Origin of the sequence: Paenibacillus sp. DMB5 (assembly GCF_001517085.1) — a bacterium.
Lineage (GTDB): Bacteria > Bacillota > Bacilli > Paenibacillales > Paenibacillaceae > Paenibacillus_AQ.
The window spans coordinates 75,395-101,558 of sequence record NZ_LRAC01000087.1; the positions used below are offsets into that span (position 1 = coordinate 75,395).

General features: G+C 54.6%; 21 protein-coding genes, 1 tRNA gene and 1 pseudogene. 11 read left to right on the forward strand and 12 right to left on the reverse strand.

Going from position 1 to position 26,164, the window contains the following annotated elements; translation table 11 throughout:
• Positions 1-21: 21 nt before the first annotated feature.
• The 4 genes from AWJ19_RS08545 to AWJ19_RS08560 all read right to left on the reverse strand — a co-directional run bounded on the left by AWJ19_RS08545 (position 22) and on the right by AWJ19_RS08560 (position 5,330).
• Positions 22-816 carry a response regulator gene (locus tag AWJ19_RS08545; protein ID WP_068722891.1) on the reverse strand — a complete coding sequence of 265 codons (795 nt, stop codon included), beginning with the start codon at positions 814-816 and terminating at the stop codon, positions 22-24.
• Positions 817-847: 31 nt separating this feature from the next.
• A complete protein-coding gene (locus tag AWJ19_RS08550; RefSeq protein ID WP_241781662.1) occupies positions 848-2,614 on the reverse strand; it encodes a sensor histidine kinase in 1,767 nt (588 codons plus the stop codon).
• Positions 2,615-2,849: 235 nt separating this feature from the next.
• On the reverse strand, positions 2,850-3,893 hold the full coding sequence (locus AWJ19_RS08555) for a GDSL-type esterase/lipase family protein (protein WP_068722896.1): 1,044 nt from the start codon (positions 3,891-3,893) through the stop codon (positions 2,850-2,852).
• Positions 3,894-3,995: 102 nt separating this feature from the next.
• Positions 3,996-5,330, reverse strand: coding sequence for an extracellular solute-binding protein (locus AWJ19_RS08560; protein ID WP_068722898.1), 1,335 nt, complete (start codon positions 5,328-5,330; stop codon positions 3,996-3,998).
• A 281-nt stretch (positions 5,331-5,611) separates the two neighbouring features.
• Between AWJ19_RS08560 and AWJ19_RS08565 the strand changes: the two genes are divergently transcribed.
• A complete protein-coding gene (locus tag AWJ19_RS08565) occupies positions 5,612-5,803 on the forward strand; it encodes a hypothetical protein (RefSeq protein WP_068722900.1) in 192 nt (63 codons plus the stop codon).
• A 56-nt stretch (positions 5,804-5,859) separates the two neighbouring features.
• A complete protein-coding gene (locus AWJ19_RS35160; RefSeq protein ID WP_157889971.1) occupies positions 5,860-6,027 on the forward strand; it encodes a hypothetical protein in 168 nt (55 codons plus the stop codon).
• 75 nt (positions 6,028-6,102) lie between these two features.
• Here AWJ19_RS35160 and AWJ19_RS36405 read toward each other — a convergent pair whose 3' ends face one another.
• Genes AWJ19_RS36405 through AWJ19_RS35735 form a run of 3 tightly spaced genes read right to left on the reverse strand, consistent with a single transcriptional unit; the run spans position 6,103 to position 7,171 of the window.
• A complete protein-coding gene (locus AWJ19_RS36405; protein WP_241781659.1) occupies positions 6,103-6,573 on the reverse strand; it encodes a helix-turn-helix transcriptional regulator in 471 nt (156 codons plus the stop codon).
• Positions 6,489-6,854 carry a GAF domain-containing protein gene (locus tag AWJ19_RS33950; protein ID WP_082707777.1) on the reverse strand — a complete coding sequence of 122 codons (366 nt, stop codon included), beginning with the start codon at positions 6,852-6,854 and terminating at the stop codon, positions 6,489-6,491. Before AWJ19_RS33950 ends, AWJ19_RS36405 begins: the two co-directional genes overlap by 85 nt.
• Positions 6,855-6,871: 17 nt before the next feature.
• On the reverse strand, positions 6,872-7,171 hold the full coding sequence (locus AWJ19_RS35735; RefSeq protein WP_198536523.1) for a hypothetical protein: 300 nt from the start codon (positions 7,169-7,171) through the stop codon (positions 6,872-6,874).
• A 178-nt stretch (positions 7,172-7,349) separates the two neighbouring features.
• Between AWJ19_RS35735 and AWJ19_RS08575 the strand changes: the two genes are divergently transcribed.
• From AWJ19_RS08575 to AWJ19_RS08590, 4 genes are all read left to right on the forward strand, one after another.
• Positions 7,350-8,063 (forward strand): class I SAM-dependent methyltransferase, encoded by a 714-nt coding sequence (locus AWJ19_RS08575; protein ID WP_082707779.1) that lies wholly within the window; start codon positions 7,350-7,352, stop codon positions 8,061-8,063.
• 80 nt (positions 8,064-8,143) lie between these two features.
• Positions 8,144-9,265, forward strand: a complete 1,122-nt coding sequence (locus tag AWJ19_RS08580) for a saccharopine dehydrogenase NADP-binding domain-containing protein (protein ID WP_068722902.1) — start codon at positions 8,144-8,146, stop codon at positions 9,263-9,265.
• Positions 9,266-9,401: 136 nt separating this feature from the next.
• Positions 9,402-12,188 (forward strand): glycoside hydrolase family 3 protein, encoded by a 2,787-nt coding sequence (locus AWJ19_RS08585; protein WP_068722904.1) that lies wholly within the window; start codon positions 9,402-9,404, stop codon positions 12,186-12,188.
• A 183-nt stretch (positions 12,189-12,371) separates the two neighbouring features.
• The gene (locus tag AWJ19_RS08590; protein ID WP_068722906.1) at positions 12,372-12,965 is read left to right on the forward strand and encodes a lysozyme inhibitor LprI family protein; all 594 of its coding nucleotides are present in this window, start codon (positions 12,372-12,374) and stop codon (positions 12,963-12,965) included.
• Positions 12,966-13,129: 164 nt separating this feature from the next.
• On the opposite strand, the gene AWJ19_RS08595 is transcribed toward AWJ19_RS08590, so the two are convergent.
• On the reverse strand, positions 13,130-13,471 hold the full coding sequence (locus tag AWJ19_RS08595) for an LSm family protein (RefSeq protein ID WP_347231092.1): 342 nt from the start codon (positions 13,469-13,471) through the stop codon (positions 13,130-13,132).
• A 234-nt stretch (positions 13,472-13,705) separates the two neighbouring features.
• Between AWJ19_RS08595 and AWJ19_RS08600 the strand changes: the two are divergent.
• The 4 genes and pseudogenes from AWJ19_RS08600 to AWJ19_RS08615 all read left to right on the forward strand — a co-directional run bounded on the left by AWJ19_RS08600 (position 13,706) and on the right by AWJ19_RS08615 (position 21,061).
• Positions 13,706-17,451 (forward strand): annotated as a pseudogene (locus AWJ19_RS08600) (alpha-L-arabinofuranosidase C-terminal domain-containing protein).
• A gap of 251 nt (positions 17,452-17,702) precedes the next feature.
• Positions 17,703-18,299 carry a CHASE4 domain-containing protein gene (locus tag AWJ19_RS08605; RefSeq protein ID WP_068722908.1) on the forward strand — a complete coding sequence of 199 codons (597 nt, stop codon included), beginning with the start codon at positions 17,703-17,705 and terminating at the stop codon, positions 18,297-18,299.
• On the forward strand, positions 18,278-20,077 hold the full coding sequence (locus AWJ19_RS08610) for an EAL domain-containing protein (protein ID WP_068722910.1): 1,800 nt from the start codon (positions 18,278-18,280) through the stop codon (positions 20,075-20,077). Before AWJ19_RS08605 ends, AWJ19_RS08610 begins: the two co-directional genes overlap by 22 nt.
• Before the next feature lie 72 nt (positions 20,078-20,149).
• Positions 20,150-21,061, forward strand: a complete 912-nt coding sequence (locus AWJ19_RS08615; protein ID WP_068722911.1) for an AraC family transcriptional regulator — start codon at positions 20,150-20,152, stop codon at positions 21,059-21,061.
• Here AWJ19_RS08615 and AWJ19_RS08620 read toward each other — a convergent pair.
• The 3 genes from AWJ19_RS08620 to AWJ19_RS08630 form a co-directional block, all read right to left on the reverse strand.
• On the reverse strand, positions 21,019-21,336 hold the full coding sequence (locus tag AWJ19_RS08620) for a hypothetical protein (protein ID WP_128083544.1): 318 nt from the start codon (positions 21,334-21,336) through the stop codon (positions 21,019-21,021). The two genes, AWJ19_RS08615 and AWJ19_RS08620, sit on opposite strands and share 43 nt — an antisense overlap.
• 10 nt (positions 21,337-21,346) lie before the next feature.
• A complete protein-coding gene (locus AWJ19_RS08625; protein ID WP_068722913.1) occupies positions 21,347-23,137 on the reverse strand; it encodes a helix-turn-helix transcriptional regulator in 1,791 nt (596 codons plus the stop codon).
• A gap of 116 nt (positions 23,138-23,253) precedes the next feature.
• Complete coding sequence (locus AWJ19_RS08630) at positions 23,254-24,273, reverse strand: DUF4037 domain-containing protein (RefSeq protein ID WP_068722914.1); 1,020 nt, start codon at positions 24,271-24,273, stop codon at positions 23,254-23,256.
• Between the two features lie 133 nt (positions 24,274-24,406).
• Between AWJ19_RS08630 and AWJ19_RS08635 the strand changes: the two genes are divergently transcribed.
• A tRNA-Leu gene (locus AWJ19_RS08635) sits at positions 24,407-24,490 on the forward strand.
• A gap of 637 nt (positions 24,491-25,127) precedes the next feature.
• Here AWJ19_RS08635 and AWJ19_RS08640 read toward each other — a convergent pair.
• The gene (locus tag AWJ19_RS08640) at positions 25,128-26,042 is read right to left on the reverse strand and encodes an AraC family transcriptional regulator (RefSeq protein WP_068722915.1); all 915 of its coding nucleotides are present in this window, start codon (positions 26,040-26,042) and stop codon (positions 25,128-25,130) included.
• Positions 26,043-26,164: the final 122 nt, after the last annotated feature.

A 26,164-nucleotide genomic window follows, 5' to 3' on the forward strand; every position in this document is an offset into this window, starting at 1 on the left:
TTCAAACGGTAAAATATTCAGTTATATGCTGAGCGGCTGCGGCTTCTCCTTGTTACTCTGCCTGTATTGGCTGGGGGTTTGGGCCGTCAGGCGCTTGAAGATTTTGATGAAATAATTGTCGTTCACGAACCCGACCCGGTTTCCAATCTCATAGACAGGCAGGTCGGAGTGGATCAGATATTCGATAGCCTGAGTTACGCGGACCTGATGCAGGTAATGGATCAGCGTCTGCCCGGTCTTCTTTTTGAAGAGCGTGCTGACATAATTCTCGGCCATCATGACATACTGCGACATCGATTTAACGGTAATGTCCTGGCTGTAATGGGCATGCAGATACTGCAGAATCTTTTGAATTTCCGGATGGGTGGTCAGCTCTTCGTGAGCTGGCACCTGTTCTACGGCTGTTGATGCATGGCTCCGGCGGGCAGCCTCATCATGCTTCACCAGCTCCTGGCTGATCTTCTGCAGCGTCTCGCGCAGCGAGTTGACGCTCATCGACAGCTTGAGGATATAATTGGAGGCGCCGTATTCCATCGCCTGGCGGACATACTCGAATTCATTCATGCAGGTCAGCATTACAAAACGTGAGGTGAAGCCCTCTTCCCGGGCTCTTCTAAGCAGCTCGACACCGTCCATCTCCGGCATAATAATGTCGCTGATGACCAGATCAGGCACCTCTCGCCGGATCATGTCCAGCGCCTCTGCGCCGTTGCCCGCTTCTCCGCTCACGGTGAAGCCGAGCTCCTCCCAGGCGATGATCTCCCGTACAGACTCCCGCACGAACACCTCATCCTCAACAAGCAATACTTTCCACATCCTTGATAACCTCCCCTGATGGTAGTGGGTGCTAAACCGGCTGTCTATGCTCATATGGGGTAGACAACAGAAACGGAATGGTGAACCGGACAATCACGCCTGCGGGGGAGGAGAGGACCTCAAGCGTACCTTCTTCCCGGAACAGCAGCCGCAGCCGGTCTCTTATATTGCTTAATCCGATGCCCGGCCGTTTGCGCGGCTGCCTGTTCACCGCGGCCTGCTCCATGCCGACACCGTTGTCCCTGATCTCCACAATCAGCCGGTGTCCTTCGCGGCTTATGAAGATCCCGATTAACCCGCTGCCAGGCAGCGCGGTAATTCCGTGGACAATGGCATTCTCCACCAGCGGCTGGAGGCTCAGCTTGGGTACAAGCGCAAACAGAATATCGTCGTCATACGCATAAGTGACCTCGAATTTGTGACGGTACCTGAACTGCTGGATATGCACATAGGCCTGCACCAGCTCGATTTCGTCTTTTAGATGAATCAGATCATTGTCGGTGTTCAGACTGGCCTCCAGCAGCCTGCCGAGGGAAAGGGTCATGTTCGTGATCTCTTCATTGTTTTCACGGATTGCCATCCATTTGATCGTATTCAGCGTGTTGAGCAGAAAGTGCGGGTTCGTCTGGGCCAGCAGCATCTGAAAATGCACCGCCTCCTTCTGGCGCTCCTCCGCTTTGAGCTTCTGTATCAGAAGATGGGTATCGTCCAGCATGGTGTTGAAGGTCCGGGTCAGATCAAGAATTTCACCGCTGAATTTATGCTCCGGCAGGCGGATCTTCAGGTTTTTGTGTACTGCCGCCTTCATCTTGTTCTGCAGATGGGACAAGGGCCGGGTAATAGTAGTGGAGATCACAAAGGTCATCATCAGAAAAATACCCATCAGCGCAAAAAACGTAATAAAATACTGCTGCTTCAGCCCCTCAATCTCAACAAACAGTACCGATAAGGGAATACGGTTGACGATATACCAGTCCAGAGATTCTACATAAATATAATTAATGAGCGAATTAGAGGATTTGTCGATAAAATACTGCTGCCCGGGATGTCCGGCAATTCCTGCCCTGACCTCCTCCGGAAGCTCGCTGTCGGGATCAGACTGGGAAATATTCTCTCCTGAGCGGGTAATCAGGAAATACTGCTGCTGCAGATCGGACTGCTTATGAATGGAGCGGAGCCAATAGGAATAGTCAATGCTGATGCGTGCCATTCCGTAGGCTGTATTCTGCGTATCCTCCAGATAGGCATACAGGGACAGCAGATATGCGCTGGTAGAGATGTCCCTAAGTACATAATTGCTGTCATTCGGTACCCAGCGGTATGAGCTGTTATTCATTAGCATCCGGTCGAATCCGGAATTGCTGCGGAGCTCACTATAGACAAGCGGTTTTTTAGGCGGATAAGAGGTGTATGCGCTTTCAGTTAAATCCAGAATCATAAAATAAACCGAAGGATTATACAGGAAAAAGCTGTTGTTCAGATTCTTGAAAATATTCTCCATCAGCCGTTTATTCTCCAGCTCATTGCGCTGCTCCGGATGAAGCAGCACCGATCTCACGGTATCATCCTGCTGCAGAAAAATCAGAGTTTTGAAGGCGATGCTGATCTGATCCTCCAGCGTACGGTACATCTGCTCCAGCTGGTAGTGGCTCTGCTGGCTGATTTTTTTCTGGACCAGCGTTTCGATACGCTGGTAATTATACAGGTTGAGGGCACAGAAGGGCAGAAGAATCAGGCATACAAAGGCGGTAAACAGACGGTACTTCAATTTCTGCGGAACCAGATAGCGGATTAGCATAAGCACCCGGATGCCCTCCCCGAACACTGTTGATAGTAAGCGCTTTAATTATAACCTTTGCTTTAGATTATAGCATATCCGCAAGTCCGTATACGGCTCCGCCGGAATTGCAGGGTTTTGTTGCAGAAATGCGCGGTCCCGCCCGGAAAAAGCATAGATTTGTTCTATCGCAGGCAGTTGACAGCGTAAAAATAGAGCGGGCAGGGCCCGCTCTATCCTCTCTAACGCTCTGCAGCTAGTTGTTTCCGTGCCCGTGATCAGCTAACAGGGGGCGCATGAAGGCGGCCAGCCGTTCACCGATCTGAATCATGCCGTGATTAGCCGGATGCAGCAGGTCGTGCGACAAGCCCCGCCAGTCATCGAGCAGCTCCCGGCCGTCTATATAATGGACATTCGGAAAGCCGGATTCGTTTGCCGCTTCCTCCAGTGCTTGCCTGTATTCATGGCTTGCTGCCTGCACCTCACGATCCGGCCAGGACCAGCCGAGGTCGGCGAAGCTAGGGAACAGGCTGATGCAGACGAGCGGTTTATCCGGCCGGGCAGAGGCGATGGTCCGGAGCATGGACCCCGCCTTGGCGGCGAATGCTCCGGCGGGAACACCCTGATTAAGCATATTGATGGACAGGCATAACGAAGCGATATCCCAGTCGCTGCGGGCTGCAATGTGGCCGGCAATGGCCTGCTCGCAATAGGCGGTGCCGGGCATTCCGAGATTCAGCACATCCAGTCCCAGCCTCCAGGCGGCCTGGCTGGTATAGGAGAGGTCCGGGGAGGAAGAGGAGATGCCGAAGGTAATGGAGGTACCGTAAGCCAAATACCGGCCCTGCGGCTTCTCATGCTTCAGCGGAAGTCGGGGGCAATCCAGGTCTGCCTCCACCAGATGCACCTCATGCCCCTGGACTACTATCCGCCAGACGGGGCCGAAAACGCTTCTAGGAACCTGTCCGCTCCAGGGCGCAGCGAACTGGAACATCGGCTCCGGCCGGGTAATGCAGATTCTCTGGGGCGTTTCGTGAATCTCATAATCCTCCATCCAATAGTCCCCGTAGAACACCTGGACTTTGCTTGGGCCGCCGTAGCTGGCCAGGGTGACAGAGTCCCTGTCTCCCTCTGAGGCGAAACGGAGCTCGATAGCGGCAGCCCGGCGGATCTGGGCCTGCCCCTTCTCCGTCAGGCCGGTCCGGACCGTTTCCGGCACGCGCTGCAGCAGCAGGCCAGGCCGGCCTGCTACGCTTACCAGCTCCTCTACATTGTGCAGCTCGATCTGGCCGTAAATCATTTCATTCCTCCTTGGGCTGTCTGAACAGCTCTTCCTGGCAGCAAAAAGAGGAGGACTGCAGCTTTCATGGCAATCCTCCTCTTCCCGTCTGAGGAAAGTCCTTTATTTATTCTGCTTCAGATATTCATTGTGCCGCTTCACCATTGCACTGATAGTCTGATCAATGGTCTGCGAGCCGAGGAAATATTTCTCATACTCCTGGGAACGCATATCCATAACCTCCTGTGCCAGACTGCGCACATAGGTCGGGGTAGTATTGTCGAACATAACGTACATCAGGGAGTCGAGATCGTAAGTGTCACTTTTATCGCCGAGCAGGCTTTTGAGCGCGTCATCCTGGTTGGCATCCCTGGATGCCGGAAGTCTTCCGCCTGCGGCCATAGGCGCCATGCCGCCGTCGGAGTACCATTTCAGGAATTCCCATGCGGCTTCCTGCTTTTTGGACTTGGCATTGATCGATATATAGTCACCCAGACCTCCGCGGGTCACATAGCTGTCAGCGCTATCGGCGAGGCGGGGGACAGGCGCGAAGGCGATTTTGAAATCACGCGGGAAGTCGGTAAAATTGTTGGAGCTGCGCAGCAGCCAGGCCCCGATGTTGAGCATAGGAACCTCTCCGCTGAGAAAGACCTGTTCCACCGGCATTTTGGAGGTCAGCTGCTCACCGAGCGGCGGCGTGGTTTTATCCTCTTTCATCATGGTGTTTAGTGTTTCCAGCCATTTGGTAACGAGCGGATGATCGAGATTAGAGCTGCCGTCCGCTTTGGTATAGCCCTCCTGTGACAGCACCGAGTCAATCGGATCGACAAAAGGCTCCATATTCTGGATGAATCCGTAGCCGGAGCCTGTTTTGAGCTTTTTCGCATATTCGCGCAGCTCATCCCAGGTCCATTCCTTCGGAACCGGCAGTCCGGCAGCATCCAGAGCATCCTTATTCAGGGCGATGAAGAACGGGCTTTTGGTAGTCGGGACACCGTAATATTTGCCGTCGATTTTCCAGCTGGCCGCATCTGCGCCCATCTTTTCATCAATATTGTAGTCAGTGAACGGGCTGAGATCGAGTGCCAGACCCGATTCGACCCGTTTGGCGGCATGGGAAACCGTATAGCTGACGAAAAGATCGACATCCTGGCCGGTAATCATCGCCGTATCAAGCTTGAGGTTTCCGTCATCATCATTGACAAAGCGGACGTATTCCACCTGAATCTCCGGATGCTCCTTGTTCCATTGGTCGATGACCTGCTGCGGGCCGGACTCCGGCGGCACTCCGCCCCACATTTTAAGTGTAACCGGAGCTGATGACTGGGCGGGTGTATTGCTGGTGCCAGCGCTTTCAGTTGCAGCCGTTGAATTATTGCCGTTACCTGAGCATCCCGCAAGCAGCCCTGCAGTCAGAACAAGCGATGTGAATCCGGTGAGCCATCTTTTCTTTTTCAAAAGCGACAACCTCCCTGTGTAAACCCTAATATTATGTTTGCATTTCAAGAATACCAGATCGGCAAAAACGCCTGAAGGAACAAAAACAAGGAGAATATGGAACATAACTTTTGAATTAACCGAAACAATTGCTGCAGATTGCATCAATATGTTCTATTTCAGGGCTAATTCTGCACATAGAGCGGAGGGAAGAAATGTAACCGCATTCCTGCTTATGCTATAATAGCAACTAACAGAGATAGAAAGAGCTTTGCCAAAATTACAATGGGAGTGTTGCGGGAATGAGGAAGTATAATATTTGGCGGCCGATCATGCTGATTCTGGTTGTCCTGGTGACGAGATCGCTGGTAACGACAATCTGTCTGCTGTTCGGCATGTCAGAGGAGTCAGCCAGCAGCATCGCTATGATCGGGATGGTTATTGCTGCACTGATTATGTATAACCGGATGATGAAAACGACCAGGCGAAAATAAGCCCTGCAGTATTTCAGGTTAACAGGCAGGTTATTTCACACATCCGAACAAGGCGGATGAACGAACTTATCAAGGATCATCGGCAAGTAAACCTCTCCTTACAAAAGACTGGCGGCAGACTGGCCGGCTTCCGGGTTGCCAAAGAGGGGTTTCTTTTTTTTGCATTTTTGTCTGGTGGCCGGACACGTAAAGAGCAGATAAGGGCTTTAGTCTTAATAGAATAAAAAAAGGGCGCCCCAAGCAGCCGTCTTAAGACTGGCTTGAGGGCGTCCTTTTTGCTGTGCAGCGGGTCATGCGGATTACTGATACCTGGAGTAGAGCAGCCAGATGAGCTCCCGGCGGCTGCTGACCCCGGCCTTGCTGAAGACCGATTTCAGATGATCCTGCACGGTATAGGCAGAGATGTGAAGGAGCTGGGCCAGCTCCTTGGTTGAGTGTCCCCTGGACAGATGATGGACGATTTCTTTTTCCCGTTCCGTGAAGCCAAAGGCTTCGGTAATCATAGGCAGCAGGTCGCCAGACTTGGCCGCTGTGAAGGAAACGGCCAGCTGGACAAGACCGGATGGGCCGTCCAGCCTGCTGGCGGTGATGTTGATGAAGCGCCCGTTAGGGACGCGGAGGCAAACCCTTGCCGCTGCGGATTCGCCGGAAGCGGGCACTCCGCTCCGACCCCGCCCGTCCGCCGTCAGCGCCCGCAGGCTGACGACCCTGACCGGCCCGGGCAGCGCGGGCCGGGACTGCTGCTCCATGCGCTGCAGCTGCTCCAGCAATAGCTCCCTCCCGGGTTGAGGCTCACCGGCTCCAGCCCGTCATCCAGAATGATAATCCCTTCCTCCGGCTGCCCGCCGGAATCAGCAGGAGCGGCCTGGCTCAGCGCCTTGGCCTTCAGGCGGCCCGCAATCAGCGGGGCAATATCACGGATGAACTGCAGCTCCTCCTGCTGAAACGGTCCCTGTTCCTCTTTGCGGAACAGGATCAGGAATCCCCAGCAGGCTTCGCCTATCCTGAGCGCAGCCCTGAGCTCGTCCGCGAAGCCCGCGGGCTGCAGCACCTCACGGTAACGCCGGCTTAGCTTCGGCCGGCCGCCTGTGGCTTCCCATAGCGAGGAAACTGCTGCGTTAGAGCGGGCCAGCTCTGTGAACTTATTATAGTCGTCATGCAAGTATTCATTGTCAGCAGGGCGCCATGGATGCGTTCAAGTCCCTGCTCGGTAATAGCGCCTGTAGTAAGCAGAGTCTGCGGATCGACGGTCGTACAGCAGGCTGCGTCAAAGCTAAGGCCTGTTCTGATCCGGGTCAGCATAATCTCCCTGTACATCAGGGAGGACAGCTGCTGCTGCTGATCCAGCTCCTGCAAAAGTCTAGCCATTGCGGCAGTTGCTTCTTTCATACTCCGGCCCTTTCGCGGTACATGGATTGGTTGTGTCTGCCCGGGGGCTGTGATAAATCCCAGTTATGTGGGATGGTGCGCAGCCGGTACAGCTCTGATAATTATTAGTAGTTATTATTATAGCTTACCGCAGCAGATCATCAAACGGAGGGATTCTATGAACAAGGCTACGAATGGGACAGCTAACCCCTGGGAACAGGCGGATGGCGATCGGTATACAAGCAATATCAGCCGCAAAATACCAGGCTATCAGCTGCAGTATGAGCTGATGGATACTCTGCTGACGGCGCAGCTGGACCAGCGGGAGCAGCCCGGGCTGCTGGTCGCGGGTGCAGGCGGCGGCCAGGAGATTGTTACGCTCGGACGGAGCCATCCGGACTGGCATTTCTGCGGTCTGGATCTTTCAGCTTCCATGCTGGAGACGGCCCGGCAGCGGATTGCTGCAGCCGGGCTGGCCGATCAGGCGGAGCTGCATCAGGGCGATCTCCGCTCTTGGAGCGGCGGCGGAGAGTATGATGCTGCAACCTGCATGCTGGTGCTGCATTTTGTACAGGGGCGGGAGAACAAGCTGGCATTGCTGCAAGCCATTTCAGCCCGGCTGAAAACGAATGCGCCGCTGTTTATCTCGGCCATAAACGGCGACCCCGCTTCAGAGGCCTGGCGTGTGCAGATGGCTGGCTGGAGGCTGCATATGCTGCGTAACGGGGTAGGGCATGAGCAATGGGAGGCCTTCGCTTCTTCCTTCGGAGTGACTTCCCATCCGCTTCCGGCGGAGGAAATGGAGCTGCTGCTGGAGCAGGCCGGATTCATGCTTTTAACGAAATATTTCGGCTCCTATCTGATCGACGGATGGATGGCGCTCAAGCGGTAAGCTTCCGGAAGAACAGCTGCAGAATGAATAGGGCAAACCCATCAACAATCCATTACCAGATAAGCTAAGGAGCAAATGCAATGAGGACAGAAATTGTTGTAATAGGCGGATACGGACATGTGGGCGGGCAAATCTGTACGCTGCTGGATAGCAGATTTCCGGGTGTTGTCTATGCCGCAGGCCGCAATTCAGAGCGTGCAGAAAGGTTCAGCAGAAGCACCGGAGGCCGGATCAGGCCCATGCGGATTGACGCGGCTGAGGCCTTCCCTGCGCAGCAGCTGCAGAAGGTGAAGCTGGTCGTGATGTGTCTGGATCAGCAGGACACCTCCTTTGCAGAGGCTTGTCTGAGAGAGGGAATTCATTATATAGATGTCACGGCAAGCCTCGAATTCTTTAGCCGGATGGAGCAGCTGGCCAGCTCCGGACATGATTATACAGCGGCTGCAGTGCTAAGCGTCGGGCTGGCTCCCGGGCTGACCAACCTGCTGGCGGGTGAAGCCGTCCGCTCATTAGATGAGGTGCGGCAGCTGGACATCGGCATTCTGCTGGGACTCGGCGACAGCCATGGCCAGGCGGCAATTGAATGGACTGTAGATAACCTGTCGGCACAGTTTGAGGTGTTGCAGGAGGGCAGCAGGGTGCGGGTAAACAGCTTTACGGACGGCCTGCTGACAGACTGGGGGACAGGACTCGGCAGACGCCGGGCCTACCGCTTTCCGTTCGCAGACCAGCGGACGCTGGCCCGGACACTGCGCGTCCCGACGGTATCAACCAGACTGTGCTTTGATTCAAGGACGGCCACGGCAGGCATTGCGCTGCTGCAGAAGCTCGGGCTGCTCCGGCTCCTGAAGGGCAGATGGCTGCGGCGGGCGGCTGTAGCCGGTTTTGGCCGCGTCCGCTGGGGCAGTGAGCAATATGCCGTCAAGGTAGAGGGCTCCGGCTTGAAGAACGGGGCTCCGGCCCGCTCCGAATATGTAATTCACGGATTGAAGGAAGCAGAAATCACTGCCCGGGTGGCTGCAATTGTGGCCGGAACGATCTATCAGGAAGGGAATAACAAGCCGGGGATTCATCATCTGGAGCAGCTGTTTCAGGTGAAGCTGGAACAAAGCTCTCTTTCGCTGCAGCTGCAGGATCAGCAGTCTGACAGCGGCGGTTATAACACGGTCAGCGGGGTCAGCTGCTGGTCCCGGCATACCTGAAACAAGAGGGCTTCGGCCCTCTTTTTCAGAAAAATGGCTGTAAATCCAATCAAACCTTTGATTCTTGTAAGGGTATTCTTTATAGTAAGGGGAGAACCTGCAAAGGATAGGGATCTTACAACCGGGAGGAAACAAATTGAGCACTGATAAAATCGGAATTCCGTTGGAAGGCTTTGCTGAATTCAGCAGAATAGTAGCTGCAGAGGGCGCCGTCCTGCTGCGTAATGAAGGAAATGTACTGCCGCTTCGTGATAACGAAACCGCTTCAGTTTTCGGCAGAATCCAAGTGAATTACTACCGCAGCGGTACAGGATCGGGCGGAAGCGTGAATGTAGCATATACAACGAACCTGCTGGACGGGCTGCGCAGCAAGGAGAATATTAAGGTCAATGAAGAGCTGGCTGCAGTCTATGAGGAATGGATTCAGGAGCATCCGTTTGACAACGGCGGCGGCGGCTGGGCTGCTGAACCGTGGCACCAGAAGGAAATGCCGCTGACGGATGAACTGGTGAAGCAGGCCAGAAGCGTGTCGGATAAGGCGATCATCGTCATCGGACGCACTGCCGGCGAAGACCAGGATAATGCCGATGCGGCGGGAAGCTACCAGCTGACTGTGGATGAGAAGACGATGCTGAAGCAGGTGACGGCCTATTTCGAGCAAACCATCGTCGTGCTGAACGTATCGAACATTATTGATATGAGCTGGCTGAACGATGAAAGCTATACCAATCCGATCTCTTCAGTGATCTACTCCTGGCAGGGCGGAATGGAAGGCGGCAATGCGATTGCCGACGTGCTGGCCGGAGACGTTACGCCAAGCGGCAAGCTGACGGACACCATTGCTTATTCAATCAATGATTATCCGTCGACGGTCAATTACGGCAACGAATTCAAGAACCTGTACCAGGAAGATATTTATGTGGGCTACCGGTATTTTGAGACGTTTTGTCCGGATAAGGTCCAGTTTGAATTCGGCTACGGGCTCTCCTATACCACATTCAGTGTAGAACCGAAAGAAGCCAAGCTGTTCACCAAGGATGAGAAAACCTATGCATGGATCGACGTAACCGTAACCAATACTGGCAGTACTTATGCCGGAAAAGAAGTCGTACAGGCTTACTACGAAGCCCCGCAGGGCAAGCTGGGTAAACCGGCAAGGGTTCTGGCGGCCTTCGGCAAGACCGGGGTGCTGTATCCGGGTGAATCCGAGACGATTGCTCTCAGCTTCGAGCTACGGACTATGGCGTCCTATGATGATGCCGGAGTGACAGGCCATCCTTCGGCCTTTGTGCTGGAAGCCGGAACCTACCGGCTGTACGCAGGGACAAGTGTAAAGCAGGCTGTGCCTGTCGGCTTTGAAGGCAAAGAGGGATATGTGCAGGAGGAACTCGAGGTAGTGGAGCAGCTGCAGGAGGCGCTGGCGCCTTCGGAGAGCTTCACCAGAATGATGCCGGGTGCCCGCCGGGCGGACGGCTCCTATGAGCTTGTCTATGTGGAAGCGCCCAAGCAGAAGATTTCGCTGGCCGAGCGCATTGAGCGTAACCTGCCGCAGAGTCTGGAGCAGACCGGTGACCAGGGCTACAAGCTGCGCGATGTGCAGGAGGGCAAGGTCAGCCTGGCAGCGTTCGTTGCCCAGCTGAGCGATGAGGACCTGGCTGCGCTGGTCAGAGGCGAAGGCATGAGCAGCCCGCTGGTTACACCGGGAACAGCTTCAGCCTTCGGAGGCGTAACCGATTCGCTGTACAGCTATGGCATCCCGGTGGCCTGTACATCTGACGGCCCGTCCGGTATCCGGATGGACAGCGGACAGAAGGCGACCCAGGTCTCGATCGGGACGCTGCTTGCGGCAACGTGGAACGCGGATCTGGTCGAAGAGCTGTATGTGATGGAGGGACAGGAGCTGCTGCGCAACAACATTGACACGCTGCTCGGACCTGGACTTAACATCCGCCGCAGCCCGCTGAACGGGCGCAACTTCGAATATTTCTCCGAGGATCCGCTGGTCTCCGGCGTATTCGCCGCAGCCTGCACCCGCGGGATCCGCAAAGGCGGATCAAGTGCAACGCTGAAGCACTTCGCCTGCAACAATCAGGAGAAATACCGCAGTAAGGTGGATGCTGTTGTATCGGAACGCGCCCTGCGCGAGCTTTACCTGAAGGGCTTTGAGATTGCGGTTAAAGAGGGCGGAGCAAATTCAATCATGACCTCTTATAATCCGGTTAACGGACACTGGGCGGCATCCAACTACGACCTTAATACAACCATTCTCCGCGGCGAATGGGGCTTCAAGGGTATCGTGATGACCGACTGGTGGGCAGTAATGAACGACTGTGCCGAGGGAGGCCCGGCTGACCGGAAGTACACAAACTGGATGGTCCGTGCCCAGAATGACCTGTATATGGTTGTCAGCAACTACGGTGCGGAAACCAACGCTTACGGCGATAACACCATTGAGGCGCTGGCGAATGGTACGCTGACCCGCGGAGAGCTGCAGCGCAGCGCGGTTAACATTCTGGAGTTCATCCTTCAGGCGCCGGTCTCCTCCAGAGAGCAAGTGATCGAAGAGACGGTTGAGTCCTTTACAGCTGCGCCGGCCTTGGCGGCAGAACAGGCACAGACGCTGTCCGCCCAGGGACAGGTTACACTGACTGCAGAAGGCACGGCCGTCCTGAAGGTGGAGCAGGCCGGAGTATACCGGCTGTTTGCCCGCGTCATGTCCCCGGATACCGAGCTGGCGCAGAGCGCATGCAACCTGAACCTGAACGGCCGGACGGTGACAACCGTTCAGACGAACGGTACTGAAGGCCGCTGGATTCAGCTGAAGCTGGTGAAGGCACAGCTGGAAGCCGGCCTGTATGAGCTGACCCTGGAGCATGTGAAGCCTGGAATGCAGGTGGAAGCTATCGAATTTAAACTGGTGTAGGATAAGGCTCTAAGCGCCGTTTCCAACCCTGAAGCAAAAGGCACTCCGGCCCCGGCCGAGTGCCTTTTGCTTTTTTTGGTTATATAACAGGTAAGCAACTATCCGGCTCCCGGTTCCGTCTTAAAGATACAGCCGCTTAGGATTTGACAACCTGACTACTACTTCAAGGGAGATGAGTGCGACATGAAAAAAGCTATACTGCTAACAACGATAATGTGCAGCCTGGCCTTGGCCGGCTGCGGGAATAACGCTCAGCAGAATACCAATTCGGCCGGATCAGACCCGGCCGTACAGGAGACGGCTGCGCCGGCAGCAACGGCTCCGGCTACCGCTGCGCCGGAAGAAACGGCAGCCGCGGCAACGGCAACAACGGCCCCGGCGGCAACAGCGGCTACTGAGCAGACGCCGGCAGCTTCCGCCGTCAAGCAGAAGTACCTGGATAAGCTGGATGCTGTGGAAGCCGGGCTCAGCGATCTGCAGGAGCAATATGATTCCGGGGTAACCGCCTCCATGACCGAGGCTGCAACCAAGGAATATGAGCGCTGGGATAAGGCTCTGAACGAAGTATACACTGCGCTCAAGAGCCTGCTCTCCGAGAGTGAAATGGCTGAGCTCAAGGAGAAGCAGCTGGAGTGGATCACCTACCGGGATAAAACAGCGGAGGAAGCGGCAGCTAAATATGAAGGCGGCACGATGCAGCCGCTGGAATATGTGTCTGTGCTGGCAAGCACCACGAAAGAGAGAAGCTATGAGCTTGTGAATATGTACATGAAATAAGCCTGCCGGGCACTTTAAGGCCGGGCAGTGGTTTTCCTGATTCCAGGAGACCGCTGTCCGGCCTTTTTACCGTTTTACAAGCTAAGACTGCTATTCCTTATTCATAAGTCCCTTCAGCCCGGTCATAAACGGCCGGATCTGCTTAATCATGCCATAGCCCATCTTCATGACCGGTATCGCCGGCGGATCAGTCCGAAGAAGCGCAGCCCGCCGCCCATCAGCCCGCCCAGCCCGCCGAGTCCGGCTCCGGCGCCGCCCGCTCCGCCCAGGCCGCCGAGCAGCGGCCCCAGGAGCGGCATAAAAGCGGACACCTCCGCCTGCTTGGCGCGGTCCGTGGAGGCTCTTCCCGCTTTTTTGCGGGCGCGCGGTTGGGCGGAGAGGACCACCGCCTCTTTTTCACAGCCGGTTATCCATCCCACATACGTCCGTCCGTCATGCAGCGTAACGCAGACCTTGCGGCCCTTCAGCTGCTTGGCCTGACTGCGGACTTTTGCTGAATTTCCCATCAAGGATCACCTCGCTTCCTATTTACTTTATAGTACACAGGGATGCGGATACGGCTTGTGCTGATGTGTATGTGCCTGCAAGCTTTTTTACAGGGAGATGGTAATGGGGCATATGACCTTAAGCGTAAATAACAGTTGAGAAATGGGCGCCGGATAGAGTAGTATAGCAGTATCATATTTATTTATATGAATTAATTTATATTTATATTAAATAAAAGATTGGGAGAGTCCATAATGACAAATTTTCGTGATCAGCTTATTGCCCATTACAAGTTCGATGACGCCGCAAATGCCGGCAAAGACAGCTCGGGACAGGGACAGGACGGCACGGTATCCGGCACAACAGTACCAGTGGTAACCGAGATAGGCGGGAGAACGGCTGCCAGGTTCGCAGGAGGACCCAGCGGCACTTCCTATATTCAGCTGCCTGCCGGCCTGCTTACAAATGTAAGCGACAACAATGGCTTAACGGTGGCTGCCTGGGTCAACTTCAGCAAGGGTACGAATGTCTGGGAGCGCATTTTTGATTTCGGCAAAAGCGAAGCCGGACCCTATCTGTTCCTGACCCGCGGGCTGCGCGGTACGCTGACGGCGGGAGGCGACCTGTCGGCTGATCCGGGACGTGGTTATGCTACGGGGGAGTGGATTCATTTTGCGCTGTCTGTCACGGGGACGCAGGGCGGAACGCTGAGCAGCGCCGGTCCGGTGGTCTATATCAATGGTGAGGCAGCGGCCGACGGCTCCATCAGCCAGACTTCAAGCGGCAATTATGCCCAGCTGCGCAGATGGTTTGCTACTTTCGCCGACCCGGATAACTACAGCCGCAATTTTATCGGGCGTTCGCAGTATGAGGTGGATGCTGATTTTGCCGGGGCATTGTCGGATCTGCGGATTTACAAGGCCGGATTGTCGGAGGACGAGGTCATTGAGGTGATGTGCGAGTCGCTGAGCGACCAGGAGATTGTGAAGCTGGCCAGGGACAAGTATCTGCCTGTCCTGAATTCGATTGTAACCAGCAATTTGTCCCTGCCGTCGTCGCTGATGGGCGGAAAAGTACAGGTAGCCTGGACATCAAGCCAGCCAGCTGTGCTATCGGATCACGGAGTCATTCAGCAGATTAGCGGAGCCGAGGCGCTGACCCTTACTGCGGTGCTGAGCAGGGGCGCTGTTTCTGCTGAGAAAAGCTTCAGCCTCTCCGTGCTTCCCGCACACTTGCCGCCCTACACACTGACGGTACACGGGGACCGTGAGGTGCTGGATGTCAGTGAAGTGATGTACGGCTTATTCTATGAGGATATTAACAATGCGGCTGACGGGGGGATTTATGCCGAGCTGGTGCAGAACCGTTCGTTTGAGTCCTTTGCCTTTGATACATACTCGCAGGTCTCCGGCGAATGCGGCTGCTCTACCGGACGAAACCGGGAGCCGCTGTTTGCCTGGTCGGGAGATACGGAGCTGATGAGTCCGCAGCATCACGGCGGCCTGAATGATTTTTTTGGAATTGAGGATAAGGAGGTCAATGCCGTTTATGTAACGGTGGCGGACGGAGCAACGATCCGAAACCGCGGGTTCGCGGATTCGAACGGACACTGTGCAATGTCAGTCGTTAAGGGGGCCAAATACGATTTCACAATCTGGGCCAAGGCAGTGACCGGCGGGACGATTACGCTGCAGCTGCAGGATGCTGACGGTACGGCTGTCAGTGACGAGGCTATTGTAAAAGTGGAGGGCGGGGACAATTGGAAGAAATACGGCGTGTTGCCGGAGAAGGAAATTACATTGACAGGTACGTCTAAAGTGCTCGGTCAGCTTGTGCTCGCTTTTAAAGGTGAAATCTCTATTGATATGGTGTCACTTATGCCGCGCGATGTGTGGGGAGCAGGTGAGGAGGCGGGCTCGCAGACCGCCCATGCCAATTATCTCGGCAACCCTAACTACCGGCTGAGAAAAGATCTGGTGCAGGCGCTCGCCGATATGCATCCTAAATTCCTGCGTTTCCCGGGCGGCTGTATCTCCGAAGGCTCCTTCATCTGGGAGAATGTCTACGACTGGAAGGATTCGGTCGGTGCCGTGGAGCTGCGGAAGGAGAATTTTAACGTCTGGGGCTACATGATGACTATGGGCCTTGGCTATATGGAGTATTTCCAGCTGGCAGAGGACCTGAATGCAACCCCGCTTCCGGTAATGGCCTGCGGTGTGCTGTGCCAGGCCCGTTCGGACTATGCCCATCCGGCAGGCGGGGCGCTGCGGGACTATTTTATAAAAAACTTTACCGATCTGATCGACTTTGCGCTCAGCACTGATTTTGAGAGCAATGAATGGGCTGCGATGCGCAAAACAATGGGCCACGAAGAGCCGTTCGACCTGCGTTATTTGGGCGTCGGTAATGAGAACTGGGGCACGGAGTTTTTTGCCAACTTTGAAGTATTCAAGGCAGCGATTGATGAGTATATGGAGCACCATTATCCAGGGTATGAACTGCACATTATCTCCACGGTCGGCGCACAGGCGGATGATGATGCCTACCAGCAGGGCTGGAAGTCCTGAGCGGAAATCTGCAGGGAACGGCAGAGGTGGCTTTTGCCGACGGCCATAATGTTATAGAAGAAACAGTGACCTGGTACCGGAATCAGCCGGACTACATGGACACCATTGCCGATGAGCATTACTACCGCTCCAATGAATATCTGCTCAAGAACGCGGACCGTTACAATTACTACCACCGGGCGTATCAGGCGGACGGAAGCTTAGACTGGAGGGCAACCTCCAAGGTATTTGTCGGGGAATATGCATCCACGGATAAAAATACACTGGCCGGTGCAGTCGCCGAAGCCGCAATAATGACCGGGTTTGAAAATAACGCTGACGTTGTGCGGCTGGCCGCCTATGCGCCGCTGTTCAACAAAGTGCTGACCGACGGAACCTACCGCTGGACCCCGGATTGCATCTGGTTTGACGACGAGACTGTCTGGTTCACGCCCAACTATTATGTGCAGCAGCTGTATGCCAAGTATCTGGGCAACAAGGTGCTCGCCACCTCCTTCTCGGCCTATGCCAAAGGCAAACCGGCTGCAATCGTTCCGCATGGCGGGATTGAGATTGCCGCAGGCAGCGCGGATCTCCTGGTAAAGCGGGTCACCGTTACCTCGAATAAGGACGGCAGTGTGCTGCTGGATCAGGACTTCACCGGGGAGCTTCATCCCGGCTGGCAGGTTATCCCGGGCTCGGCGGAGTCCTTCGTGCGGGACAGCGAAGGCATAGTGCTTAAAGGGCAGAGCAGCGGCCGCAGCGGGCTCTATTTCCTTAACGACAGCTGGTCTGATTATACCGTGGAGGTGTTGGCCTCCCGGAGACAGGGCGCGGACGGCTTCTATGTCGGCGTGGGATTAACAGAGATTGCTGCAGAGAACAAAAATGTTCTCGAATATGCTGTAGGCTACGGTGGAAATGCCACGGGCCTGAAGGTGTTCAAGCAGGGCGTGGAGGCATACACACTCGGGGATTATTCCTCCAGCACAGCGGCCGGCAATCTGCGGGCGGCATGCTATGAGGGGATAGAGGATAATACCGATTATACCATTACGGTTAACTATGGCGGCGCGGACGGCAGCAGGCTGCTCTGTTCTTACGCAGACGGGCAGACGGCCGGCAGGGTGCTGGATTATAAGCTGGAGGCTTACAACAGCGAGGTGTTTAACTCGGTAACCAGAGACGCAGAGCATGTGTATGTGAAGCTGGTTAATCCCGATGATGTGGCAAAAGCGACCGAGCTGAAGCTGCTGGATTTGAACGTTTCCGGTACTGCGAAGCTGATTACCCTCAGCGGCGATGCTTCGCTGGTTCATGTGCCTAATGTGAACCAGAAGCTGAACGAGCGGATCGTACCGCTGGAGCAGCAGATTACGGTGGACAGTGGCCCGCTGGTGCTGAATCTGCAGGCTAACTCGGTCAATGTGCTGGTGTTTGATCTGGAAGGGTAAGGTACAAGTCTTCCTCAGCTTTATTTTGGTATAGCCTATGAAATCCTGGCGGTATCGTCGATATTAATAAGGAGAGCTATTACGTTGAGTGTCAGGTTTACACGAAGTGAAAACCCCTGAATGTTAAGCCTTTAAGGATATGAGAAGACGCGCAGACCTGCTTGGTTAGCCGTGTTATTATACATACTGGACTTATCACTTTCTGACATTTTAACGTAGCTGTTTAGAATACGACTTCCGGGGAGATTATCATGAAGCTGCGTACCAAGATTACATTGTTTATTATAACCGTTTCTCTGCTCACCTTGGCCTCTACCTATCTGACTTCACAGGAGATTTTTCTCGACCAGTTCACAGAGCTGGACCAGGAAGCGCTGGAAGGCCGCATGTCGGATATCATCCAGACCTACGATCTGGAGCTTCAGGGTATGCACGAGACGATGCTTAATTACTCAGTTTGGGACGAGACTTATGAATATGTCTCCTCCCAAACGTTCGAGGATCTGCAGAACCCTTACATCCTTAGTAACTATGACGAGGAGACCTTTAAGGGCAACCGGTTTGATCTCATGGCATTGACCAACGGGAGAGGGAATCTGGTCTATAGCGGCTTATATGATTCCAGTGAGGAGACTGTAACACCTGTGACGCCGGAAATCGTCAATCTTTTTGGGGATATCCGGGAGAGGCTGGACATTTTTACCGAATCGGAGAATTCCTACACCGGACTTGTCATCCTCGATAACGGTCCTATGCTGATGACTTTTCAGCCGGTTATTCACAACGACATGACAGGTCCGTCGCCGGGATGGCGGTGGCCGGCCGGATGCTGGATGATACGGAAATAGCCCGGATCGGGGTGCTGAGCCCGTCCGGAATAACCGTGCAGAAAGTCTCTGACAGCCTGCTGAAGGAGAGCAGGGGACAGAAGATATGGGTGAGCCAATTGCCGGGAGACCGGCTGGCGGGTCATGCCGTAATCGACGATCTGTTCGGCAATCCGGGAATCGTAATTTCCATGGAGCAGCCCCGCCATATTTATGAAATCGGCAAAAATGCGATGGCCAATTTCACGCTGTTCTTCATTATCTCTACCTTTGGTATATGCTTGCTCAGCCTGCTGTTCGTTAAACATACCATTCTGTCCCGGATGACAGCGCTGGTCCGCAGTATCCGGATTATCGGCAAAAGCCGGGACCTGTCGATCCGCCTCGACATCAAGGGCCAGGATGAACTGAGTGAGGTAGAGGGGGAGTTCAACCGGATGATTTCCTCGCTTGAAACCGCGCAGGAAGAGCTGCACCGGCAGGCTATGGTCGACCCGTTGACCCAGCTGCCGAACCGCGCCCTTTTTTTTCAGACGCTAAACCGGACCATCCGCAGAGCCGACCGGCAGGGCCTGCAGATTGTGCTGCTGTTCATCGACCTCGACCATTTCAAGGCGGTCAACGACACCTGGGGGCATGACTTCGGGGATGCAGTCCTCAAACAGATCGCGGACCGTCTCACCGGCGCTGTCGGGCCGGATGATCTGGTGTCCCGGCTCGGCGGGGATGAATTTACCATTCTCCTCTCCCGTTTTTCCGGTGTGGAGGATATTCAGGCCCGGATTTCTACAATTCAGCGGGCGCTGGCTGAACCGCACACACTGAACGGCCAGTTGTTTCATAGCACGGCAAGTATCGGGGTCAGCATCTATCCGCAGAACGGAGAGGACGCTGAGCTTCTTGTCAAGGCTGCCGACCTGGCGATGTTTCAGGTCAAGGAGAACGGACGGAACAACATCTGCCGTTATTCGGAGAAGCTTGAAGAGGCCTTCAGCCGCAAAAAGGTAATCGGCAGACAGCTTCTTTCCGCTGTGGATAATGGCGAGCTGGAGCTGCATTACCAGCCGATTCTCTCGGCATCAAATCTTGATGTCGTCAAGGTTGAAGCGCTGCTGCGCTGGACAAGTCCGACATTCGGGCCGGTGTCACCTGCCGAGTTCATTCCGCTGGCGGAAGCCGGCGGCTCCATTTCCGGTATCGGTAACTGGGTGCTCCGCAAGGTCTGTGCGGACCTCCGCAGCTTCCGGGACCAAGGCATCCGGCTAAAGGCCGCTGTCAATATCTCGGGGGTGCAGCTCATGCAGCCCGGTCTGCCGGAGCAGCTGACGGAGGCGCTGGCAGACAACGGGCTTACGGCGGATAGTCTGGAGCTGGAAATCACAGAGACGGTGCTGATGTCGGACGAGGACATTATCTCCTCGCTCATAAATCTTCGCAGCATGGGATTTTGCATCTCGCTTGACGACTTTGGCACAGGCTTCTCGTCACTGAGCTATCTGCGGACCTTCCCGGTAGATCTTATCAAGATTGACCGGTCTTTTGTTTCCGGCATTCAGCCGGGGGCTTCCGACGATACACTCGTCCGCGCAATCATTGAACTCAGCCACAATCTTGGCCTGCGGGTCGTTTCCGAAGGGGTGGAGCTGAGAGAGCAGTTTGACCTGCTGCGTGCTCTTGGAAGCGATCAGCTTCAGGGTTATTTCATCAGCAGACCGCTGCCTGCTTCGGCTTTGAAGGAGTTTATTTCAGGCTATGCCTCTGCTGCCTCCACAAGGGAGTCCTCCGTAAACCTACTGTAGGGCACTGCAAATGAGATCAAATCGGCAATTTCCTTTTTTGCTATGATCCATAGTGAAAGGAGAGAGGCTTCAATGTACGAATGGAATGAGATGGTCCAGCGGATGATTGACTGGATTGACGGTGATCTTACGGACGCGCCAACCCTGCTGCGGATGTCAGAGCAGCTTGGCTACTCGCCGTACTACTGCACCAGGCAGTTTCATGCCCTGACCGGAATGACGGTGCGGGACTATATCCGGCTGCGGCGGATCAGCCGTGCCGCCCTGGAGCTCCGCGATACGGATGACCGTATTCTGGATATAGCCGTAAAGTACGGATTTTCATCGCAGGAGGCGTTCTCGCGGGCGTTTGTGAAGGCTTTTAAGCTGACGCCCGGAGCGTACCGTACAGCCCGCAGCCCCATTCCGCTGGCCATTCGTGCCGAGGTATTCTCCCCTTATCACTACTTGATGAAGGAGCGGGAAAAAATGCGGGAGGTTCATCTGCAGGCAGCGGAGATTAAGCTGGAGTTCATACCGGCCCATAAATTTATCGGGATCTGGGACCCGGATTCGGTCAACTACGGCGGATTTTGGAACAACGGTCATAACTGTGACGAGGTGTCAGGAACACTGGAGAGCATGTCCCATCATACGCTGGAGGGGCAGCTGGGCCAGACGGCCGGATGGTTCTACGTGAACGGGCACAAGGGCTATCTGTACGGAATCCCGGTGCCGGCTGATTATACCGGGGAGATTCCGGAGGGAATGGAGTGCCGGGACATCCCGGCTTCGGAGTACCTGGTCTTTTTTCATCCGCCGTTTGATTACCTTCAGGATAACGGGGCGGTAATGCGCACAGTGGAGGAAGTGGCCTGGAATTATGATCCTTCACAGATGGGCTACGTCTGGGACGAGGAAGTGAAGCAGGATTACCAGCGCCATTTTCCGGAGGGTTACGGCTACGCCGTGCTGCGGCCGGTGAAGAAGGCCGGCTCGGAGTAAGAACGGATATATGAAATGAAGAATGAAGCCGCCTGTCTGGGCGGCTTTTTGTTGTTGGCTTCCGGGTGCTGGAACGGCGGATGGACGAAATGAGAGGCAAAAATGCCTCTGATTCCGCCGAAAGTGGGCGGATAGATGAAATGAGAGGCAAAAATGCCTCTGAATCCGCCGAAAGCAGGCGGATAGATGAAATGAGAGGCAAAAATGCCTCTCATTTCGCCGAAAGTGGGCGGACGGGCCAAGACCATTAGGCCCAGTACCGCTCCTTTAACCATTAGCAGCAGCCTACTGTAACTGGGCCTGCTCCAGTATCGCTGCTGCCAGCTCATCGCCGCGCTGGTCAAGCCCGGCGATTGTTTGCAGCAGCTCTGCCTGCCGCCTGCGGCTCTCCCGGTTCCAGAGCTGCTTAGGGGAGGCCTGCGCTTCAAGGACGGCCGGCAAAGGCATATTGTTGTAATAAGAGCTGAGCAGTGTATCCATCTGTTCATAATCGGCGGCCATCTCGCTCATAAGCGCAGATGCTGAGGGGTGCTGCATCAGACCCAGTGAGGCCTTCAGATAGACGGCTGCACTTCTCCGGGCATCAGCCAGCGCCATCATGCAGAAATGATTGACACTATACCGGCGAATGAAGGTTCTGGCATCTGCAGCTGTATACCACTCCTCATCAAGCAGGCCTTCCTGCCAGGAAGCCAGCGCCTTATATCCCGTATGATAGCCCGGCTGATCGTTCGTCTGCATCGCCTCGAGCTTGATCCGGAGTGAAGCGTACAGGCTGTCCAGTGCTTGCGGAATATCACCATGCCTTTCCAGATAGAGCAGCTTATACGGCCAGTGGTCTACGTACAGATAACCCTTGCTGCTCTTCATGGCCTCCTGAAACTCGGGATCATCCTTCAGCTCCGTAAAGGTCTCCTCATCGAAATAGCTGCGGCACAGCAGCGTGTTTCCGTTATCTAGATAGCCGGTAATGACTCCCCACTCGGGAGCTACCCTCAGGTTTAGGGCCACCGGCAGGCGCTGATGATGGAGGCTCTCCATGATGGTGAGCTTTTCCTGTTTCCGTTCCTCGGATGTCAGCCGGTTTGCCCAGCTGGCTTTGAGGCCGTATGCCTGGATGACTGGCGTGGTAAAGTCATAGGCGGCGAGGGCGTCGGCTGCGCTATAATCCCATACCGGGGCAAAAGCGGCTCTCCAGCAAGCCCCGGAAACGCCCATCACTGCTTCGTAGCTGGTTTCGATTCCCATGACAGACAAGGAGGTGTAGAGCGCCCCCGCCCATGAGCAGTCCATTCCTCTGCCGAAGCCGAGCTGGTTTACCTTTTCGATAATGCGATGCCGGCGGCCTGATTCCGCTGCAAACAGCCGGGACCGGTCAGGGGTGTAATGAATCCGTTCCCCCTCGGCGCAGCTTACTGCATGAATCCCGTCCGCATTCAGATAGACGAGCAGCAGATATTCACTGCCCTCATGTCCCATTGTGCTTGGAAAAAGCTCCTGATCGACAGTAAATTGCGTCCATTCAAAATAAGCATAGTGCTTCATCTTTTGCAATACATCCCGCCCGGACCGTTCATTGCCGTATGCGGCATGAACAAAGGTAAGACCGCTTTTGCCCAAAGGATAATCTTGTGAATGTACATCAATCTGCAAAAGCTGCCCCTTGAGTACAAACGTTAAATAAATCCCGGAGGGGGTCCCGTATTTGACAAGGAGCAGCTTAGCCCGGTCACTGTGCAGTAATCCCTGGAAAAACTGGTCACCGAGACTTAATGTGAGCGTATTTCCGGTTATGAGCTGGTTTACCCAATGAGTGACGTTCTGCTGTTCATTACCGTCGGTATAGACGGCGGAGAGCACAGCAAGCTCCTGCGGCAGCAGAAGGCTGTCAATGGAATGCCCCAGAACAGCAGAAAGGAGCGGAAGGGTAGAGGTGTCAGGCAGGGATCTGCCGGTCTCCCATTTGGATACGGCCTGGGCGCTGACATGCAGCTGTTCAGCCAGCTGCTCCTGGGACAGCTGTTTTTCTCTCCGCAGTATGGCGATTCGTCTGCCGACCTGTTCACTATTGATCATTATTTTTTCTCCCGGATTCAAATTCGACGTCGTACTTCCATTATAATTCCATCCGGTGTAATGAACAGCGATTAGAGCAGGGGGAGCGCCGCAGAAAATCAACTGCCGGTTGACCGCTAGGTGGACTTCAGCTCGCCTTGAAGCTGATTAAGGATAGAGGCATGCCAGGGATACAGCTCGCCGGGGGAAATAGAGAAGAATTTGAGTTTATCCACTGTGATCCGGTCTCCGGCAACCGAGGTAAAACGGATAAAAGGCTCTGCCGACAGCAGAGACATGCCCGCCCTGACCGTCCAATCTTCTACAGGGAGGGTGTCATGTGACAGCAGGAGCTTCAGCAGATCATAAAAGGTTTTGTGCATCACATTAAGCGGATATCCCGGACATTCCAGACTGATGAGATAAGTATCGATTTCGTGCCAGTAATGGTCTATGGCCGCCTGCCGGTTCTTCAGGCTTTCCGGAGAAAAGTCACCGGTATCCATAATCCGCATCAGGCCTGTTCCCCAGCCTGCCGGTGTCCACGGAAGTGTGCGGCTCAGATGAAACAGCCATTTCGGATGCGGCACATACTCACCGTTGGCGGTGAATAAGGCTTCGATTAGCTGAGCGGCTGCTGTATTCAGCATGGCATGCCCCTGCACGGTGTCTCCCCGGTGCAGCCAGATATCGCCGGCCAGCCGGTAATGCCACCAGCAGTTGAACATCACGCCTTCAGCCTGCAGCCGCCCCGGACGTTCGGCCAGCTTCGTGCGGATGAGTCCGGCGATATGCCCCTCGGGATCATGCAGTATCCCTGCATAGGACAGATCCCACAGGGCTGTACTGTCCCAAATCTTCTCCAGCTCTTCTTCCAGGCTTACAGCCTTGATATCATAGAGGTAGCCGCCAATTCTGGTTATGCCGAGCGGCAGCGGGGAACACCCGCCGGTCCACAGTGCATACTGCCTTGCCTCCAGATAAAAAACCAGATCAATCTCCGATAACTCATCGGCATATCCCCGTGAGCATCCGCCGTTCAGGGTTATTCCGCAGACTCCCTCCAGGGCAGTAAAACCGGGCAGCCGTTCATCCAGCTCCTTCAGCATGCCGGCAAGCAGATTTGGGCTGGTTACTGTTACATACGGTCTATTCATATTCATCACCTCACTCTCAATATATAGCAGGCCGCAGGAAGAAGCATTGGAGTTTTTTTATGAAATTTAAAAAATAGCTTGCGCGATTCTGAAATCCATGGTATATTCATTCTTGTGCCGCGATAAATGATTTGCGGTCGTGGCGGAATTGGCAGACGCGCACGGTTCAGGTCCGTGTGGTAGCAATACCGTGGAGGTTCGAGTCCTCTCGACCGCATAACAGCAAAGAAGCTTCCGAATTGCCCTTGGGCAGTGCGGAAGCTTTTTTCATTATATCGGTTTGGATGCATGGCGAGTGAGGCTGTGGTGTCGGTACATAGTTTAGGTTACAGGGTTCGGAGTTTGGAGTGTGGACTGCCGAGTGCTAGTGCTGAGTGTCGCGAGCTGGTGGTAGCTGAAACTTGGGCTAACGGACACCAGAGGTCTTATTTTCCCGGAAAAGCACCTTCCGCTCGGCTAACGGACCGTAATGATTTTATTTACCCTCAAACTGCGGTTGCTGAGGCTAGAATTGGTAGATAAGGTTACTGGAGTCCGTTAGCATGTCCCAAAAGCGACTTTGGCTTAATTAACGTCATCTGAGTCCGTTAGCGCAGAAAGGGCGGGGTGTGTGGAGCGGACAGCCGAACTCCCCAGCCTCCGCATCAGGCAGCGTAGAAATAGTTAGTCGCTGCCATCCAGCTGGTCCATAGTCAGCCCGGAGCCGAGCCCGTCTAACTAGCCTACGTCAGCCCGGAGCTGCCCCGCCCAATCAGCATGCGTCACCTCGAAACAGCCGCGCCCGCCCAGCAGGCGCATATGCCAGCCCCACAACAGCCCTCGCCACCTAGCCGTCGCTTAGCTTCACTCTCCCATCAATAGGACAACAAGGCCGAGCCGGCTCCCGGTGCCGCCTGCTGCTGCTTGCGGAAGGCAGACGGCGACATGCCGGCCAGCTTGTTGAAGATCCGGTTGAACTGCGAGAAGCTGGTGAATCCGCACTGCTCGGCAATGCCGGATATTTTGAGACGGCTATGGATCAGCAGATGCTGGGCTTTGCGGACCCGGGTGGTCTGGATGTACTCGGTCAGAGTGGAGCCGGTAACTCTTTTGAACTGATGCGATAAATAATAAGGACTGGTGTAGAACTCCGTAGCAATAGAATCCAGCGACAGCTCGCTGCTGTAATTGCTGTTAATGTAGGCGGTGATGGAGTATATTTTCTGCGCTGCGCTACTACCGGCTTCCTCCAGCACATAGCTGTTCTTATCCTGCTGCTGGCATAAGGCGCACAAAAACTGCTGGAACAGTGTATGAACCAGTACCGGGTTCAGCGGAGAATCACTGTGTGACAGGGTGAAAATGGCGTTAAGCGGATCGAATACGGTACTGCGCGGCTCACCCGTCAGCCGGTAGATCGGCACCTCTTCCGAAAAGGGAAGCAGCATGTTTTTGTAAGCGTTCTCCAAACCGGGTATGCCGGCAGGTATGGCGAAGTTGATGATCAGCCGCTTATGCGGAGGGCCTTCCGGATACTGGGTCATATGCAGCAGATAAGGACGGAGCAGGACGATGTCGTACTTGCGCAGAGCGTGGATTTTACCGTCAATGACGTGGGTGGCCCGGGAATCCATCAGAATATGAATCTCATAAAAATCATGCTCATGCTGGAACTCCATATTGATATTGTGCGAACGTTCATCGTAGTCAAAATAATAAAAAAGCGGATCGCCTGGCGTGTTAATGTTAACGCTATATCCCTGCTCATATAATAAGCCGTTTTCAAGCATATCCTCTCACCGCCTTACTCCGTTATTTTCTCCATTATAGGTTTGAAAAAGCAAAATATGCAATAAATACTCCCCATTCCCGCAAATAAAGCATAGTTTTTGAGCTGGAGGATTTGTTATAT

Excerpts from the sequence above, each read along its gene's own strand:
- AWJ19_RS08545 (WP_068722891.1), bottom strand. The coding sequence starts at position 816 with ATGTGGAAAGTATTGCTTGTTGAGGATGAGGTGTTCGTGCGGGAGTCT.
- AWJ19_RS08550 (WP_241781662.1), bottom strand. The coding sequence starts at position 2,614 with ATGCTAATCCGCTATCTGGTTCCGCAGAAATTGAAGTACCGTCTGTTT.
- AWJ19_RS08555 (WP_068722896.1), bottom strand. The coding sequence starts at position 3,893 with ATGATTTACGGCCAGATCGAGCTGCACAATGTAGAGGAGCTGGTAAGC.
- AWJ19_RS08565 (WP_068722900.1), top strand. The coding sequence starts at position 5,612 with ATGAGGAAGTATAATATTTGGCGGCCGATCATGCTGATTCTGGTTGTC.
- AWJ19_RS35160 (WP_157889971.1), top strand. The coding sequence starts at position 5,860 with ATGAACGAACTTATCAAGGATCATCGGCAAGTAAACCTCTCCTTACAA.
- AWJ19_RS35735 (WP_198536523.1), bottom strand. The coding sequence starts at position 7,171 with ATGGCTAGACTTTTGCAGGAGCTGGATCAGCAGCAGCAGCTGTCCTCC.
- AWJ19_RS08575 (WP_082707779.1), top strand. The coding sequence starts at position 7,350 with ATGAACAAGGCTACGAATGGGACAGCTAACCCCTGGGAACAGGCGGAT.
- AWJ19_RS08580 (WP_068722902.1), top strand. The coding sequence starts at position 8,144 with ATGAGGACAGAAATTGTTGTAATAGGCGGATACGGACATGTGGGCGGG.
- AWJ19_RS08590 (WP_068722906.1), top strand. The coding sequence starts at position 12,372 with ATGAAAAAAGCTATACTGCTAACAACGATAATGTGCAGCCTGGCCTTG.
- AWJ19_RS08595 (WP_347231092.1), bottom strand. The coding sequence starts at position 13,471 with ATGGGAAATTCAGCAAAAGTCCGCAGTCAGGCCAAGCAGCTGAAGGGC.
- AWJ19_RS08605 (WP_068722908.1), top strand. The coding sequence starts at position 17,703 with ATGAAGCTGCGTACCAAGATTACATTGTTTATTATAACCGTTTCTCTG.
- AWJ19_RS08610 (WP_068722910.1), top strand. The coding sequence starts at position 18,278 with ATGCTGGATGATACGGAAATAGCCCGGATCGGGGTGCTGAGCCCGTCC.
- AWJ19_RS08615 (WP_068722911.1), top strand. The coding sequence starts at position 20,150 with ATGTACGAATGGAATGAGATGGTCCAGCGGATGATTGACTGGATTGAC.
- AWJ19_RS08620 (WP_128083544.1), bottom strand. The coding sequence starts at position 21,336 with ATGGTTAAAGGAGCGGTACTGGGCCTAATGGTCTTGGCCCGTCCGCCC.
- AWJ19_RS08625 (WP_068722913.1), bottom strand. The coding sequence starts at position 23,137 with ATGATCAATAGTGAACAGGTCGGCAGACGAATCGCCATACTGCGGAGA.
- AWJ19_RS08630 (WP_068722914.1), bottom strand. The coding sequence starts at position 24,273 with ATGAATAGACCGTATGTAACAGTAACCAGCCCAAATCTGCTTGCCGGC.
- AWJ19_RS08640 (WP_068722915.1), bottom strand. The coding sequence starts at position 26,042 with ATGCTTGAAAACGGCTTATTATATGAGCAGGGATATAGCGTTAACATT.